This is a genomic window from Corynebacterium lactis RW2-5, assembly GCF_001274895.1.
Taxonomy (GTDB): Bacteria; Actinomycetota; Actinomycetes; order Mycobacteriales; family Mycobacteriaceae; genus Corynebacterium; species Corynebacterium lactis.
Genome location: NZ_CP006841.1, coordinates 2,028,187 through 2,041,773 on the forward strand (window position 1 = coordinate 2,028,187; position 13,587 = coordinate 2,041,773).

The 13,587-nt window shown below is 61.8% G+C and carries 13 protein-coding genes and 1 riboswitch; of the genes, 5 read left to right on the forward strand and 8 right to left on the reverse strand.

What is annotated here, in order from left to right; genetic code table 11:
• Positions 1-6 precede the first annotated feature (6 nt).
• From CLAC_RS08855 to CLAC_RS08865, 3 genes are all read right to left on the reverse strand, one after another.
• The gene (locus CLAC_RS08855) at positions 7-915 is read right to left on the reverse strand and encodes a FecCD family ABC transporter permease (protein ID WP_425388821.1); all 909 of its coding nucleotides are present in this window, start codon (positions 913-915) and stop codon (positions 7-9) included.
• 64 nt (positions 916-979) lie between these two features.
• Entirely contained in the window at positions 980-1,978 is a 999-nt protein-coding gene (locus tag CLAC_RS08860; RefSeq protein WP_053412607.1) for a FecCD family ABC transporter permease, read from the reverse strand.
• Entirely contained in the window at positions 1,978-2,886 is a 909-nt protein-coding gene (locus CLAC_RS08865; RefSeq protein ID WP_053412608.1) for an ABC transporter substrate-binding protein, read from the reverse strand. The genes CLAC_RS08860 and CLAC_RS08865 overlap by 1 nt, the downstream gene beginning before the upstream one ends.
• Positions 2,887-3,016: 130 nt before the next feature.
• Here CLAC_RS08865 and pth point away from each other — a divergent pair, with 130 nt between their 5' ends.
• Positions 3,017-3,613, forward strand: a complete 597-nt coding sequence (pth, locus tag CLAC_RS08870; RefSeq protein ID WP_053412609.1) for an aminoacyl-tRNA hydrolase — start codon at positions 3,017-3,019, stop codon at positions 3,611-3,613.
• Complete coding sequence (locus tag CLAC_RS08875; RefSeq protein WP_053412610.1) at positions 3,610-4,752, forward strand: AI-2E family transporter; 1,143 nt, start codon at positions 3,610-3,612, stop codon at positions 4,750-4,752. Before pth ends, CLAC_RS08875 begins: the two co-directional genes overlap by 4 nt.
• 3 nt (positions 4,753-4,755) lie before the next feature.
• Here CLAC_RS08875 and CLAC_RS08880 read toward each other — a convergent pair whose 3' ends face one another.
• Positions 4,756-6,207, reverse strand: a complete 1,452-nt coding sequence (locus CLAC_RS08880) for a glyceraldehyde-3-phosphate dehydrogenase (protein ID WP_053412611.1) — start codon at positions 6,205-6,207, stop codon at positions 4,756-4,758.
• A 194-nt stretch (positions 6,208-6,401) separates the two neighbouring features.
• Between CLAC_RS08880 and CLAC_RS08885 the strand changes: the two genes are divergently transcribed.
• Both CLAC_RS08885 and CLAC_RS08890 read left to right on the forward strand, forming a co-directional pair.
• Positions 6,402-7,304 (forward strand): Cof-type HAD-IIB family hydrolase, encoded by a 903-nt coding sequence (locus CLAC_RS08885; protein WP_053412612.1) that lies wholly within the window; start codon positions 6,402-6,404, stop codon positions 7,302-7,304.
• 85 nt (positions 7,305-7,389) lie between these two features.
• Complete coding sequence (locus tag CLAC_RS08890) at positions 7,390-9,036, forward strand: peptide chain release factor 3 (RefSeq protein WP_053412613.1); 1,647 nt, start codon at positions 7,390-7,392, stop codon at positions 9,034-9,036.
• Here the strand turns inward: CLAC_RS08890 and CLAC_RS08895 are convergent.
• On the reverse strand, positions 9,033-9,695 hold the full coding sequence (locus CLAC_RS08895; protein ID WP_053413374.1) for a hypothetical protein: 663 nt from the start codon (positions 9,693-9,695) through the stop codon (positions 9,033-9,035). The two genes, CLAC_RS08890 and CLAC_RS08895, sit on opposite strands and share 4 nt — an antisense overlap.
• A 10-nt stretch (positions 9,696-9,705) precedes the next feature.
• The gene (gene pnuC / locus CLAC_RS08900; RefSeq protein WP_053412614.1) at positions 9,706-10,401 is read right to left on the reverse strand and encodes a nicotinamide riboside transporter PnuC; all 696 of its coding nucleotides are present in this window, start codon (positions 10,399-10,401) and stop codon (positions 9,706-9,708) included.
• A 10-nt stretch (positions 10,402-10,411) separates the two neighbouring features.
• Positions 10,412-10,602, reverse strand: a riboswitch (FMN riboswitch).
• Positions 10,603-10,661: 59 nt separating this feature from the next.
• Here pnuC and CLAC_RS08905 point away from each other — a divergent pair.
• Positions 10,662-11,456 (forward strand): YwiC-like family protein, encoded by a 795-nt coding sequence (locus CLAC_RS08905; RefSeq protein WP_053412615.1) that lies wholly within the window; start codon positions 10,662-10,664, stop codon positions 11,454-11,456.
• A gap of 35 nt (positions 11,457-11,491) precedes the next feature.
• Here the strand turns inward: CLAC_RS08905 and CLAC_RS08910 are convergent, their stop codons facing one another.
• Together CLAC_RS08910 and ppk2 are read right to left on the reverse strand one after the other, a co-directional pair.
• Positions 11,492-12,595 (reverse strand): 3-hydroxyisobutyryl-CoA hydrolase, encoded by a 1,104-nt coding sequence (locus CLAC_RS08910; protein WP_053412616.1) that lies wholly within the window; start codon positions 12,593-12,595, stop codon positions 11,492-11,494.
• A 57-nt stretch (positions 12,596-12,652) separates the two neighbouring features.
• The gene (gene ppk2, locus CLAC_RS08915) at positions 12,653-13,552 is read right to left on the reverse strand and encodes a polyphosphate kinase 2 (protein WP_053412617.1); all 900 of its coding nucleotides are present in this window, start codon (positions 13,550-13,552) and stop codon (positions 12,653-12,655) included.
• Positions 13,553-13,587: the final 35 nt, after the last annotated feature.

The window sequence follows — 13,587 nt, forward strand, 5'->3', positions numbered from 1 at the left end:
GTGCTTTTACTTCCTCTTCACGCTTGTTACTCGATGGACCAGGTAGATGAAATAGGGCGCGCCTGCAATCGCGATTAGCGCACCGACGGGAATCTCCGTCGGGGCAAACGCCCAACGCCCCACGGCATCAGCCGCGACCACCAGGGCGGCGCCGGCCACGGCACCCACGGGAATCTGACGCGCAAGATTCTGGCCCACCAGTAGCTTCGCCGCGTGCGGGATAATCAGCCCGACGAAACCCAAAACGCCGGCTGCCGCCACCGCCGCCGAGCCACAGGCCACGGCGATGATCAACGCCAGGATTCGCAGCACGTTAGAACGCACCCCGATGCTGGCCATTGTTGAATCGTCCAGCACCAGGGTGTTGAAGTGGCGGGCTACCGCCATTGCCACAACGGCCCCGGCGACTACGACCGGTGCAACAGTTAGGGCATCCGACATGGTGCGCGCGTACAAAGATCCCTTCAGCCAGGTCATCGCTGCACCGGCCTCGGGCGCCACGCGTACGAGCAACAGCTGTGTTACCGCAGCGAGCCCTACGGACACGGCCACGCCAGTCAGCGCCAAACGCGCAGGATCGGCCACCGCCCGACCGGCTGTCGCGAAGACCGCCAACGCCCCCAGGAGGGAACCAACGAACGCGATTGGGGTCAGCGCCAGTGGCGGCAGCGATCCGAAACCGAGGAGCGCAACGACCGCAGCCAGGCCTCCTCCTGCCGTAATCCCCAGAGTGTCTGGGGCCGCCAGCGGGTTACGCAACGCAGTTTGCAGCAGGCTTCCCGCCACGGCCATCCCTACGCCCGCCAGTACGCCGACGACTATGCGCGGCATCCTGTAGCGCCAATAGAGGTTTTCCCCGGCTAGCAGCCCGGAGATGACGTCGGGAAGCGACTTCTGAACCGCTCCAATCCCCATTCCGAGGAGGCAGGCCAGCACCAGAAAAGCAGTACTCACGACAAGCACTAGGGCAAAGCGACTCTTAGTGACCACGCCTGTGACCTCCCTTCCGAGCAGCCCCCATCGAACGGATTCCCCATAGCAGCAGCGGAACGCCCGCGATACCGGTGAGAATGCCCACCGGGGTCTCCGCGGGCGCCCAAAGCCACTGCCCTAGACTGTCCGCCACAAGCAGCGTGGCCGCGCCCGTGGCAGCAGCCGCCACCAGGCTGTACCTGTGCGTGCGGCCAGCGATTCGCTGCGCGACGACGGCCGCAAGCAGCCCCAGGAAGCCAATCGGCCCGGCGGCCGCTACACATGTCGCGGTCAGCACGACGGCAGCAATGATTGCACTGACACGCACTCGCGCGGGATTCGCCCCGATCGCCCGGCTGACGGCGTCGCCAGTACCGAGGGCATCAAGGGCACGACCGCCCGCGGCGAGGACAGGAAAGATGAGCGCCAAAGCGATCATCGCCGGAACTAGGTCAGGCAGGCGAACTCCGGCGAGACGACCATTGAGCCAGGCCAGCACGGTGGTCAGCTGCGCTTCGTCCAAGACTAAGAAGATCGATGTCAGCGCGCTGAATACGGCCGATACAGCAATTCCCAGAAGGACCATCTTTTGCACCGCATTCGCGCAACCCGACTCTGGGCTGGACCCACGCATGCTCAGGGAAATGGTGAAGGCCGCGGCCGCACCACCGCCGATTAGAGCTCCGGGCAGGAGCAGCGCGCCGTTCGCAGATCCGGTGACGAACGACGCGGCAACGGCGCCGAATGCAGCGCCGGCATTGACACCGGTGATGTGCGGGTCGGCCAGCGGATTGGCAGTTGCGGTGCGCAGCACAACGCCGCCGACGCCGAGGCAGGCGCCGACGACCACAGCTGCTAGAAGTCGATCACGGGTGAGGCTGCGTAACTCCTGGTAGAGCTGCGGGGCATCGGCAGGCGCCGACACCCCGGATAGTCGGTAGAGGCTGATTGCCGCGACAGCTACTACGCAGATGATTACGCATGCCCAAAAGGCACGGAACTTCATTAGGAATTGATGATCTGATCCAGCATCGCCTCTGCGGCCAGCGGACCGCGGGAGCGCGACCAGGTGTCCTGCTCGACGTCGACAATGTTGCTAACAACATCTGCGTACGGGCTAGAGCGGAATCCCTCAGTATCGTTGTAGAGGTACATCACGTCGAGCTTCATGCCCGGGAGCTTGTCTCCGGTCAGCTCGGCGACATCGGTCTTGGACTCGATGGCGGACTTTTCTCCGTCATAGCCGTACTCGTAGCCTGCGGCGGTCAGCAGAGAGCCTGCGAAGGAATCCTTGACCCAGGTGTAGAGGGTGTTCTTGGACCAGCCGATAAGCGCTGCTCGTGTGCCCGGCTCGACCTTTTCCTTGGCCTTTGCAACCTTGTCCTCGATACGGGCGCGGACTTCCTTAGCCTTGTCCTCGGCACCAACCTTGGTCGCAATGTCGTCCATCGCATCGAGCACCTCAGTGTAGGAGGTGTCGCCGTAGGCCTCGGTCGGGGCGATCTCCTTCAGCTGGTCCATGATGGATGCCTGTCGGGTGGGACTCGCCAGAATCAGGTCCGGCTCGAGCGACTGGATAACCTCCAGGTTCGGCTGCTTCGCCTGCCCCACCGACGTAATGCCGTCGAGCTTGCCCTCGAGGGTCTTGGGAGCGGCGGACTTGCCAATCTCGACAATACCGACCGGCTTAACACCGAGCGCGTGGAGAATTTCTTCGTAACGCCAGTCGAGGGCGACAACACGGACGGAGGAAGGATCTTTCTTCTCCCCCTCCGCGGAGCCTCCTTCAGCCCCCTGCCCACTGGCGCATCCGGCTAGGACTAGCGCCAGGGCGAGGGTCATTGCAATAATGGCGGCGAGAGCTGGAGCGCGGCGAGAATCGGCCACGTCCACTCGGTTTAGGTAATTTTGCATAACCTAATATTGCAATTACCACCTAACCTGGCGCAACTATTTGATTCTGCTCTTAATCCGACGAGCCCCTCGCCCCTGCCCCGCAGTTGCCCGTTCTCCCCAATCCGGACACTGTGCCAATATTGAGGCTATGAATCCACTCCTGGTCGTCGGCCTCGGCAACCCTGGCCCAAATTATGAACTCACCCGCCACAATGTGGGCCAGCTGGTCCTCGATGAACTGGCATCCCGCACGTCGCCGATGCCCTCGTCGTTTAGCGCTCATAAGAAGTCCAACGCCATGATTGTGCAGACCAGGTGGAATACTGCCGACGGCGGCGAGCGCCAGGTCATCCTCGCCAAGCCTCGCAGCTACATGAACCTCTCCGGCGGACCTATCGCCGCGCTGGCGAAGTTCTTCAATGTTGCGCCTACTGATGTCGTCGTGGTCCACGACGAGCTCGACCTCGGCCCGGGGGTTATCCGACTAAAGCGCGGAGGCGGGGAAAACGGACATAACGGCCTTCGTTCCACCTCGAAGTCCCTGGGCACTAAAGATTATGTGCGGGTACGCGTAGGCATTGGCCGCCCGCCGGGGCGCCAGGATCCGGCTGACTTCGTGCTGCGTAACTTCAGCGCGAGGGAGCGCGAGGAGCTCGCGTTTACCGTTGCCACGGCAGCCGATGCCGTGGAGCTCATCGCAAGCCACGGCCTTGAGATCGCACAGAATCAGGTGCACGCGCGATGATTAACAAGTCGCACAAACCTCTCCGCGAGCGCCTCCAAGAGGACATCCCCTACCCCGTAATCGTCGCCGCAGCCTGGTCCGTGTGCCTTGTCTTTATCGCTGCTGGCCTGCTAGTCGTCGGCAAAATTGTGGGTCGAATCTCTATGGTTCTCATTCCGCTGGCCATCGCCTTGCTTATCTGCGCCATGCTGGATCCGCTAAATCGCGTACTTCACCGCCGCGCCCGCCTCAGCCGCGGGATGGCAGCACTGGTGGCAGAAGTATTTTTCTTCACCATCGTCACCGCTGCTTTTACTCTCGCGATCGAGCGACTGACTTCCGGATTCCGCGATCTTTTCCACGGCGCGCAAAAGGGCATCAACCAGATAATCGACTGGCTCGAAAATGGGCCCCTACATATTCGCGTGCCGCAGAACTCCCAGCTGGTCGCGCGCCTGGACTCGTTGACCTCAGGCGGCACGGAATCGCCGTTGTTTTCCGGGGCCGTGAAGGTCGGCACAACCACAGCCGACTTTGTCGCCGGGCTGCTCATCTGCCTGATTGCGACGTTCTTCTTCCTCTACCAGGGCGAGCGGATTTGGCGCTTCCTCCTGAACTTCCTCCCCTCCCACTCCCGCTTGCCGACGCACGAGGCGGCCCGGCGCGGCTGGGTCAGCCTGGGTTCCTATGCACGTGCACAGCTGGCGGTAGCGGGTATCAACGCTGTTGGAATCGGCCTCGGAGCCTGGGCGCTGGGGCTGCCGCTGGTCATCCCGATCACCGTCATCGTCTACCTAATGTCCTTCATCCCCATTGTTGGGGCGTTCCTATCCGGTTTCGTAGCCGTCCTGATTGCCTTCGTAGATAAGGGATTCTGGATGGCCATGGCGATGCTGGCGGTCGTACTAATCGTCCACTTCATCGAGGCCAATGTGCTGCACCCGTTCCTGATGGGCCACGCGGTCAGCGTGCACCCGCTGGCCGTAATTGTCGCGGTTGCCGCGGGCACGTATCTCTTCGGGCTGCCGGGCGCTCTGTTCGCCGTCCCGCTCGTCGCTACGCTGAATAGCTCGGTGCGCTACTTGGTAGGCAAAGACCCCTTCCCGGAGCTTTCGCGGGACCGGGAAGGGGCCGAGGTTCGGGAGGGCTGCAAGGCCTAGCCCTTACAGTTCGTCCAGGTGCTTGCGCTTCGGGTAGACGCGCGGGCGAGCGCCGAGAATTTCCTCAGCGATGCGGATGACCTGGTTGGAGTAACCGAACTCGTTGTCGTACCAGACGTAGAGGACCAGGTGCTTGCCCTTGGCGATGGTCGCCAGACCATCGACAACGCCGGCGTGAGTGGAGCCGACAAAGTCGGTGGAGACAACCTCCGGGGAATGAATGTAGTCAATCTGCTGGCGCAGGACCGACTTCAGGGAGACCTCGCGGAGGTAGTTGTTGACCTCGTCGCGCTCGACCTCGTTCTCCAGGGTCAGGTTCAGCACTGCCATGGAGACATCAGGGGTGGGGACGCGAATGGCGTTGCCGGTCAGCTTGCCCTCGAACTCGGGCAGGGCCTTCGAAACTGCCTTGGCGGCGCCGGTCTCGGTGAGAACCATGTTCAGGGTGGCGGCGCGGCCACGACGGGAGCCCTTGTGGAAGTTGTCGATTAGGTTCTGGTCATTGGTGAAGGAGTGGACGGTCTCAACGTGGCCGTGCTCGACGCCCCACTTGTCGTTGACTACCTTCAGCACCGGGGTGATTCCGTTGGTGGTGCAGGACGCTGCCGACAGAATCTGATCAGACTCTTCAATGTCGGTGTGGTTGATGCCGTAGACGATGTTCTTCAGATCACCCTTACCCGGGGCGGTCAGCAGAACTTTGGCAACGCCCTTGGACTTCAGGTGCTGGGACAGGCCCTCGCGATCGCGCCAGCGACCGGTGTTGTCAATGACCAGGGCGTTGTCGATACCGTACTCGGTGTAGTCGACGGTAGCCGGGTCATTCGAGTAGATGACCTGAATCGGGGTGCCATTAGCCCAGATGGTGTTGTTCTCGCGGTCGACGGAAATGGTGCCGTCAAACGCACCGTGAACGGAGTCACGGCGCAGCAGGGACGCACGCTTGACGATGTCATCCTCACCATTCTGGCGAACGACGATGGCACGCAGACGTGGGCCGTTGAACAGGGCTTCGCGGGAGAGCAGAATACGGGCCAGCAGGCGACCGATGCGACCGAAGCCGTAGAGGACAATGTCAGTCTTCGGGGTATTCGAGCCGGTACCGATGACATCAGCCAACTCGCGGTCCAGGAATGCACGCAGGTCACCGCCCTCTTCTTCGAACTGGGTAGCGAGGGCACCAAGATCAATGGAGGCGGTGCCGAGGTCCATCTTGACCAGTTCCTGCAGAATCGGCAGGGTCTGGTCCAACGGCAGCTCCTGGGAAGTGATGCGGCGGGCGTAGCGGTGCGACTTAATAATGTCGGTTTCGGTCGCATTCTCCAGGCGGCGGCCGAAAATCGAGGTCACAACGTTATTGTTACGGCGCAGCTGGCCCAGGAGGGGAATCATCTGCTCGGCGATGCCAATACGCTCGTTCCATTCATTGCTCTTAATTGGGGCCGATTCCGGCATGAATCCTCCTGGGCTGAAAAATATGAGAGAAAACTCTGAGTGAGAAATATGAGTTCACCCTCAAAATACCCGGATTTACCAGCAACGGTCAGGAGGGAACCTCGCCGTGCCGTTTTTGTGGCACGGCCATCACCTTAATGGGGGTAATAGCATTCACGGCGTCGGCGAGAAAAAGCACGGTTACAATTAAACCCATGCTGGAAAACGCCTCGCCGAGCTCGAACTCTACGCCTCAATCACAGAATCCCTACCGCCTCGTCGTCACCGATATGGACGGCACGCTGCTGAATGAGGACAAAGAGGTTCCCGATTCGTTCTGGCCGGTCGTCAATCAACTCCTGGAGCGCGGCATCCACTTCGCCCCGGCGTCGGGCCGACAGTACGCGACCCTGGCCCACCAGTTCTCCCCCATTGCGAATCACATCCCCATCATTGCCGAGAACGGAAACTACGTCGCATGTTCCGGCGAGACCGTTTCGGTGACCAGCATCGACCACGGCGTCGTAAAGCAGCTGGTCCACGAGATCCGCAGATTCAACGAGTCCCAAGTCGAGCAGGAGCGGACCCCACTTTCCGTCATCATCTGCGGCGCGACCAGCGCCTACGTCGAGTTCTTCCCCCCTCACTTCGGAATCGCCGAGAGCGTGCAGCGCAGCCAATTCGAAGAGGCCAGCAAGTACTACCTGAAGTTGCAGAAGGTAAATGATGTGATTGATGCGGCAGCGGAAGATGACATCGTCAAGGTCGCCATCTTCGACCCCTACGATGTCGAAGACGAAACGGCGCCTCGTCTGCGCGCAGTCAGCGACGAGCTACGCGCCGTCGTGTCCGGCGCCCACTGGCTGGACCTCATCGACTCCAGCACCAACAAGGGCACGGCACTCGGCGAGCTGCAGAAGGCGCTAGGAGTGGCCAAGGAGGAGACGCTGTGTTTCGTCGATTATCTCAACGATCTCGAGTTGATCGACTACTCCGGCCGCTCCTTCGCGATGGAAAACGGGCACCCCGAGATCAAACGCCGCGCCACCGATATCGCGCCGACGAACGCCGAAGAGGGCGTGATTGTGACGTTGAAGGCGCTGTTCGACCTGGATTAGTGCCACACGGTATTCTCGAAAGGTTGAAAGGTTGAACGCCGACTCGACCGAAAATCTCGACTGACTCAGGAAGCGAAATACCCCAGTGACCTCCCTCGCCGAAGAAGCAGCACGCCGCCGGACATTCGCCGTTATCGCGCACCCGGATGCCGGTAAGTCCACGCTGACCGAGGCCCTGGCCCTGCACGCACACGTCATCTCCGAGGCTGGTGCCGTCCACGGCAAGGCCGGCCGCAAGGCGACCGTGTCCGACTGGATGGAGATGGAAAAAGACCGAGGCATCTCGATCGCCTCGTCCGCGCTGCAGTTCGAGTACCAGCCGGAGGGCCACGACGGCGAGCCCTACATGATTAACCTCGTGGACACCCCCGGCCACGCGGACTTCTCCGAGGACACCTACCGCGTGCTCACCGCGGTCGATGCCGCAGTCATGCTTGTCGACGGTGCCAAGGGCCTCGAGCCGCAGACGCTGAAGCTGTTCCGTGTCTGCAAGACCAACGGAATCCCGATTGTCACCGTTATTAATAAGTGGGACCGACCGGGCAAGGCCCCTCTGGAACTGATGGATGAGATTGTCGCCGAAATCGGCTTGCAGCCTACCCCGCTGTACTGGCCGGTCGGCGAGGCCGGCGACTTCCGTGGCCTGCTCGAGCGCGGCGAAGACGGCGAAGCCAAACAGTTCATCGGCTTCGAACGCACGGCGGGTGGTGCGACGATTGCTAGCGAGCGTCACCTCTCCCCCGAGTCGGCCGCAGCCGAGCAGGGAGACGCCTGGGAGACCGCAGCCGAGGAGTCCGAGCTGCTCTCCGCAGACGGTGCTGACCACGATCAGGAGATGTACCTGGCCGGCGATACCTCCCCGGTTATCTTCGCCTCCGCCATGCTGAACTGGGGTGTCCACCAGATTTTGGACACCCTGTGTGAGCTGGCTCCTGCTCCCGCCGCACGCGAATCGGACCCGGCTGCGGTGGAGGCAGCGTCGGCAAGCGGGCAGGCGGCGATTGCCGAAAAGCGCGAGCCGACCGACGAGTTCTCCGGCGTGGTGTTCAAAGTGCAGGCCGGAATGGATGCGCACCACCGCGACAAGCTGGCGTTCATGCGCGTCGTCTCCGGCGAGTTCGACCGAGGCATGCAGGTCACGCACGCGCAGTCGGGGCGTTCCTTTTCCACGAAGTACGCGCTGACCGTGTTCGGTCGTACCCGCTCGACGGTGGAGACCGCTTTCCCTGGCGATATCGTCGGCCTGGTCAACGCGGGTTCACTAGCCCCCGGCGACACCATCTACTCGGGCCACAAGGTGCAGTTCAAGCCGATGCCGCAATTCGCGCCGGAGCACTTCCGCACGCTGCGCGCGAAGAGCCTGGGCAAGTACAAGCAGTTCCGCAAGGCCATCGACCAGCTCGATGCCGAGGGCGTGGTGCAGATTCTGCGCAATGACGCCCGCGGCGATGCGGCTCCGGTCATGGCGGCCGTCGGCCCGATGCAGTTCGAGGTCATGATGGCGCGGATGGAAAACGAGTACAACGTCGAAACCGTCGCCGAGCCAATCCCCTACTCCGTCGCGCGCCGCACCGACGAGGAGACCGCGCCGGAGCTAGCGAAGCAGCGTGGCGTGGAGATTTTCACGCGCTCCGACGGCGCGCTGATCGCCCTGTTCGGCGACAAGTGGAAGCTCTCCTTCATTGAAAAGGAGCACCCGGAGTTCACCCTGGAGACGCTGGTCGCCGACTAGTCCTCCGGCAGCGGCGGCTCTTTGCGCAGATCCCGGGCGGTAGCACGGCGCACCTCGCGCGGCGCGTCATCGTCGCGACCCCGGCCTTTGAACAGCCCCGTCAGATCCTTCAGCGGCGACGACAGCGGTGGCAGCTTCTCGAGCGCCTCGCGGCCGGCATCAATCGCATCGGCCGCAATATTCTCCGCTTTCCGACGCAGCTTACGCACCTTTTCCTCGCGCTGCCTGCGCTGCTCGGCGGCGTCATTCTGGCGGGCGCGTTCGCGCTCGAATGCGGCGGCGTCGCGGGCCTCGGCCTCGGACAGGCGCCGGGATGCTGCGGCTGCGGCGTCCCAGGACTCCTCCAGCGACTCGGCGAGGTGGAGCATCGCGTCGATGCGCTTTTCTACCTCGCGGAGCTTTTCGCGGTAGCCGGACTGGATGTCCCAGCGGCGCATGATGCGGCGGGCTCGGGTCGCTTCCTCGCGCCAGCTGGAAATCGCACCTTCGCTGATTGACTCGTCGACGATGAAGCGCATCGCCCACGGGTCGACCTCTGCGCTGGCCATGTTGTTTTGAACGCGCTCTTCGCGGTCGAGGACATCCTGGACGAGACGGCGTGCGCGCTCCTCTGCTTGGTGCGCGCGGGCGGATCGGGAATTATCTGGACGGAAGCTCACCTGGCCCATCCTAGCGAACGGCAGCGAACTCCGGTTCCGAGACTTCCTCGTCGGCCTTGTACCCCAGGCGCACCCAAGAGATGAATCCCCAGGTCACGAAGGCGCCGTAGAAGAGGTACAAAGCTGCGGACGGATAGTATCCGCCCTTGAGCAGCAGCGGGACGCCAACCGCGTCGACCGCGATCCAGATGAGCCAGAACTCATTCCAGCCTCGCGCCATTCCCCAGGTCGCGAGCATCGAGCCGACGAAAATCCAGGCATCCGCCCACGGGCCCCACGAACCGAGCGCCGAGAAAATGCTGGCGCAGGCGACCGTACCAAGGATGGCGACTGCAATGAGCGTGATTCGCTCGCCTGCGGTGGCCCAACGCGGCTCGATTGCCGCATCGCCTTCGGCGCTGTGGCGGGTGCGCAGCCAATGTCCCCAGCCGTAGAGGCTCACGACGATGAACATAACCTGCCGTCCGGCCTGCCCGTAAAGGTCGAGATTTTGCGGCGTATGGAAGACCCCGCCCAGAAAGACGGTGAACAGCAGCGCATTTCCGATGATTCCGACGGGCCAGGCCCAGACGTTTCGCTTCATGCCGAGAAAGGCGCAGGCTAGGCCGAAAAGATTTCCGACGATTTCCCGCACGAGAATCGGTACGCCGGCAATGGTGAGCTGAGCGGTGAGGAAGCCGGTCAGCGCGTCAGACAAATATTCCACGTTTTATTCAACTCCTTCTCTCCCTTCCGGACTATGACCGTCGGTTTCGGATTCCAACCGAATCTGCTGACCCTCGCGCGCCACCTCGCATGAGGCGCGCACAAAGCGCTCGCGGACTTGTCTGCTTTCGGCCTAGGCCACTGACCTAGTTCGTGCAGCTTCACCACCGGTGGGGAATTTCACCCCGCCCTGAGAATGCGATTTCCACGTTAGCACCATCACAAAATACTTTGTGCCGTTTTTATAAATACGCATTTAAAATGCGTATTATGAGCCAGAAGCGCAGCTCCGCCCGGAAGCAGTCACGCCGTTTACGCCACCGCCGCTCCGCCGGCTGGTTCCCCGACCAGCACGGCGCCTGGTTCATGGTGACAGTCCCACCTGCCACCGGCTTGCTGGCCAACCCAACCTGTACCGGAGTACTCCTCACCGCCACCTGGCTTTTCGGTTACTTCGCGTTCTTCGCGACCACCGTGTGGCTCCGCGCGCGCCGCCAGCGCCGCCACCTCGCGCCAGTCGTCGTTTACTGCTCGCTCACCGCCACCTTCGGCTTGCTCACCCTGCTTTACGACGTCTCTCTGGTGAAATGGGTACCGACGATTGCTCCCCTGGCAGCCATTGCTATCTGGGAGACCTACCGCCGCAGGCCACGATCTCTGCTATCCGGCGTCGCCACGGTGCTCGCGGCGAGCTTGATGGTCCCAGTCGTGGCGGGACCGTCCCCCAAGGCATGGGCCACCGCGGCAATCTACGCGGGTTTTTTCGTCGGGACCGTACCGTATGTGAAAACGCTCATTCGCGAGCGTGGTAGCCGCCTATGGTTTATGGTCTCGGCTATTTACCACACGGTCCTGCTCTGCGCTGCGATTAGCGCGTGGCTAGTACTTGACGACGAGCTCATCAGCGTCGGCGTGCCAATCGTGGGCGCAGCGCTCCTCGTTAGGGCCGTAGCGATGCCAATCACTGGCGCCCGCCGCGCCAGGCCCTGGACCCCAAAACAGGTCGGAATGCTGGATGCGACCCTTACCGTCGCCGTTGTGCTAGCCGCCCTCTAGGACACGGCTTAAGAGACGCTCTAAGTCAAAAGTGCCTACGACAGCGTCGCGCGAATCGCCTCGACGTCGACGTCTTCCGTCCGCTCGGGGACGAACTTCGCGTTGCGGTCCTTATCGATTAGGACGGCCCGGACTCCCTCCGCGAAGTTGGGGCGATGACGCAGGTATTTACCCAGAGAGAGCTCATTGTCCAGCGCCTTTCGAAGGTCCACGTCAGCGCCCGCATTCGCCGCATACAGCTCCACTGCCGCCACCAGGCTCTCTGGGGACGCAGCCGCAATGAGCCCCCGGAACTTCTCGATTACCTCATCTGCACACGTCCCCGACGAGGCTGCCTCATCCAGCGCCCGCGCAATTTCCTCCCACGTGTCGGCGCCGAAGCACGCCGTAATGCAGTCATTCCATTCCGCCAGCTGCGAGCGCCCAATAAGCTCCCGCGCCTGCGCGGAATCGGCATCCAGGCTGTAGCGCTCCAACGCCGATTCGAGCCCTTCCCTATCCGCCACCTCAAGGAAGTCCGGCAGGCTTTCCGATGGCACGAAGTCGGTAGCCCACCCTGCCCACAGCATGTCCGATGCTGTGAGTCGGTAGCCAGTAAGCCCGGCGAAACGTGCAATTGCTACAGACGGGCCGCCCAAGGCGGTAGACACGTGCTGGGAGAAATGCGTGATTCCGACATCCGGGACAAAGCCAATGGCCATTTCCGGCATAGAGGCGCTCGCACGCTCGGTGACAATGCGATGCGAGCCATGCAGAGAAACTCCGAGCCCGCCGCCCATAGCAATGCCGTCAATAACCGCTACATACGGCTTAGCCTCGGCGAATTTCGCGATGAGTGCGTTCATGACGTACTCGTCTTCGAAGAAACGCTCACCGTCCGAGGAGTCCCCGCTGAGCACCGAGTCACGGACCGAGCGAACGTCTCCGCCGGCACAGAAGGCCTTCGGGTGGTCCGAAGTTATCAGGACGTGGTCAACCGATTCGTCGGCAAGCCATGCGTTGAGCGCGTTGGTGATCTCGACAACCATTTCATGGTCGAGCGAATTCAGGGCCTTCGGACGATTAAGCCGAAGGTGCCCGGACCGCCCTGTGAGAGAGCGCAGCACCTTCGGCTCATTGTTAGCGGCGTTAGCAGTCATGCCAACAAGTGTGACACAGATTACTTCACAATGTGAAGCGCTTTCGCCAAATGACTCTTACTTCTTCGACTTCTTGGTGCCCTTAGCGGACTTGGAGGACTTGGAGGACTTGGAGGATTTAGTAGCCTTGGATTTCTTTTCTTCAAGCTTCGCAGCAACATCCGGGACGTAGCGGAACTCGGTGCGCGGCGGACGCTCGTAGGTGCCCTCGGACTCTGGACGAGCCGGAATCTCCGGAACCTCACGCTCGATGCGCTCGTAGGGAATGGTGGTCAGCAAGTGGTTGATGACGTTGATACGAGAACGCTTCTTGTCCTCAGACTCGACCGTGAACCACGGAGCCGACGGAATGTCGGTGTGGATGAACATCTCATCCTTTGCACGGGAGTAGTCCTCCCAGCGGGTAATGGATTCGAGATCCATCGGCGAGAGCTTCCAGCGACGTAGCGGATCTTCACGGCGAGAGGTGAAGCGCGCCACCTGCTCCTCATCCGAGACGGAGAACCAGTACTTGCGCAGGATAATGCCGTCTTCGACCAGGAGGCGCTCGAAAATTGGGGCCTGGTGCAGGAATCGGCGGTACTCCTGTGAGGTGCAGAAGCCCATTACGCGCTCAACACCGGCACGGTTGTACCAAGAGCGATCGAAAATGACGATTTCGCCAGCGGTGGGAAGCTTCTCGACGTAGCGCTGGAAGTACCACTGCCCCTTCTCACGGCTGGTCGGCGCCGGCAGCGCCTCGACGCGGCAGGTGCGTGGGTTCAGGTACTGTGTAATGCGCTTAATGGCCGATCCCTTACCGGCCGCATCGCGCCCCTCCATGATGATGACAACGCGGGCGCCAGTCTCAACAACCCACTGCTGCATCTCGACGAGTTCTGCCTGGAGTTTCTTCAACTCCTTTTCGTAGGCCTTCTTGTTGAGTTTCGGTGGGCGCTGGACATCATCATTCTTCATGCTTTCAATCCTAACTTTTTGGTCCACCCAGTTCG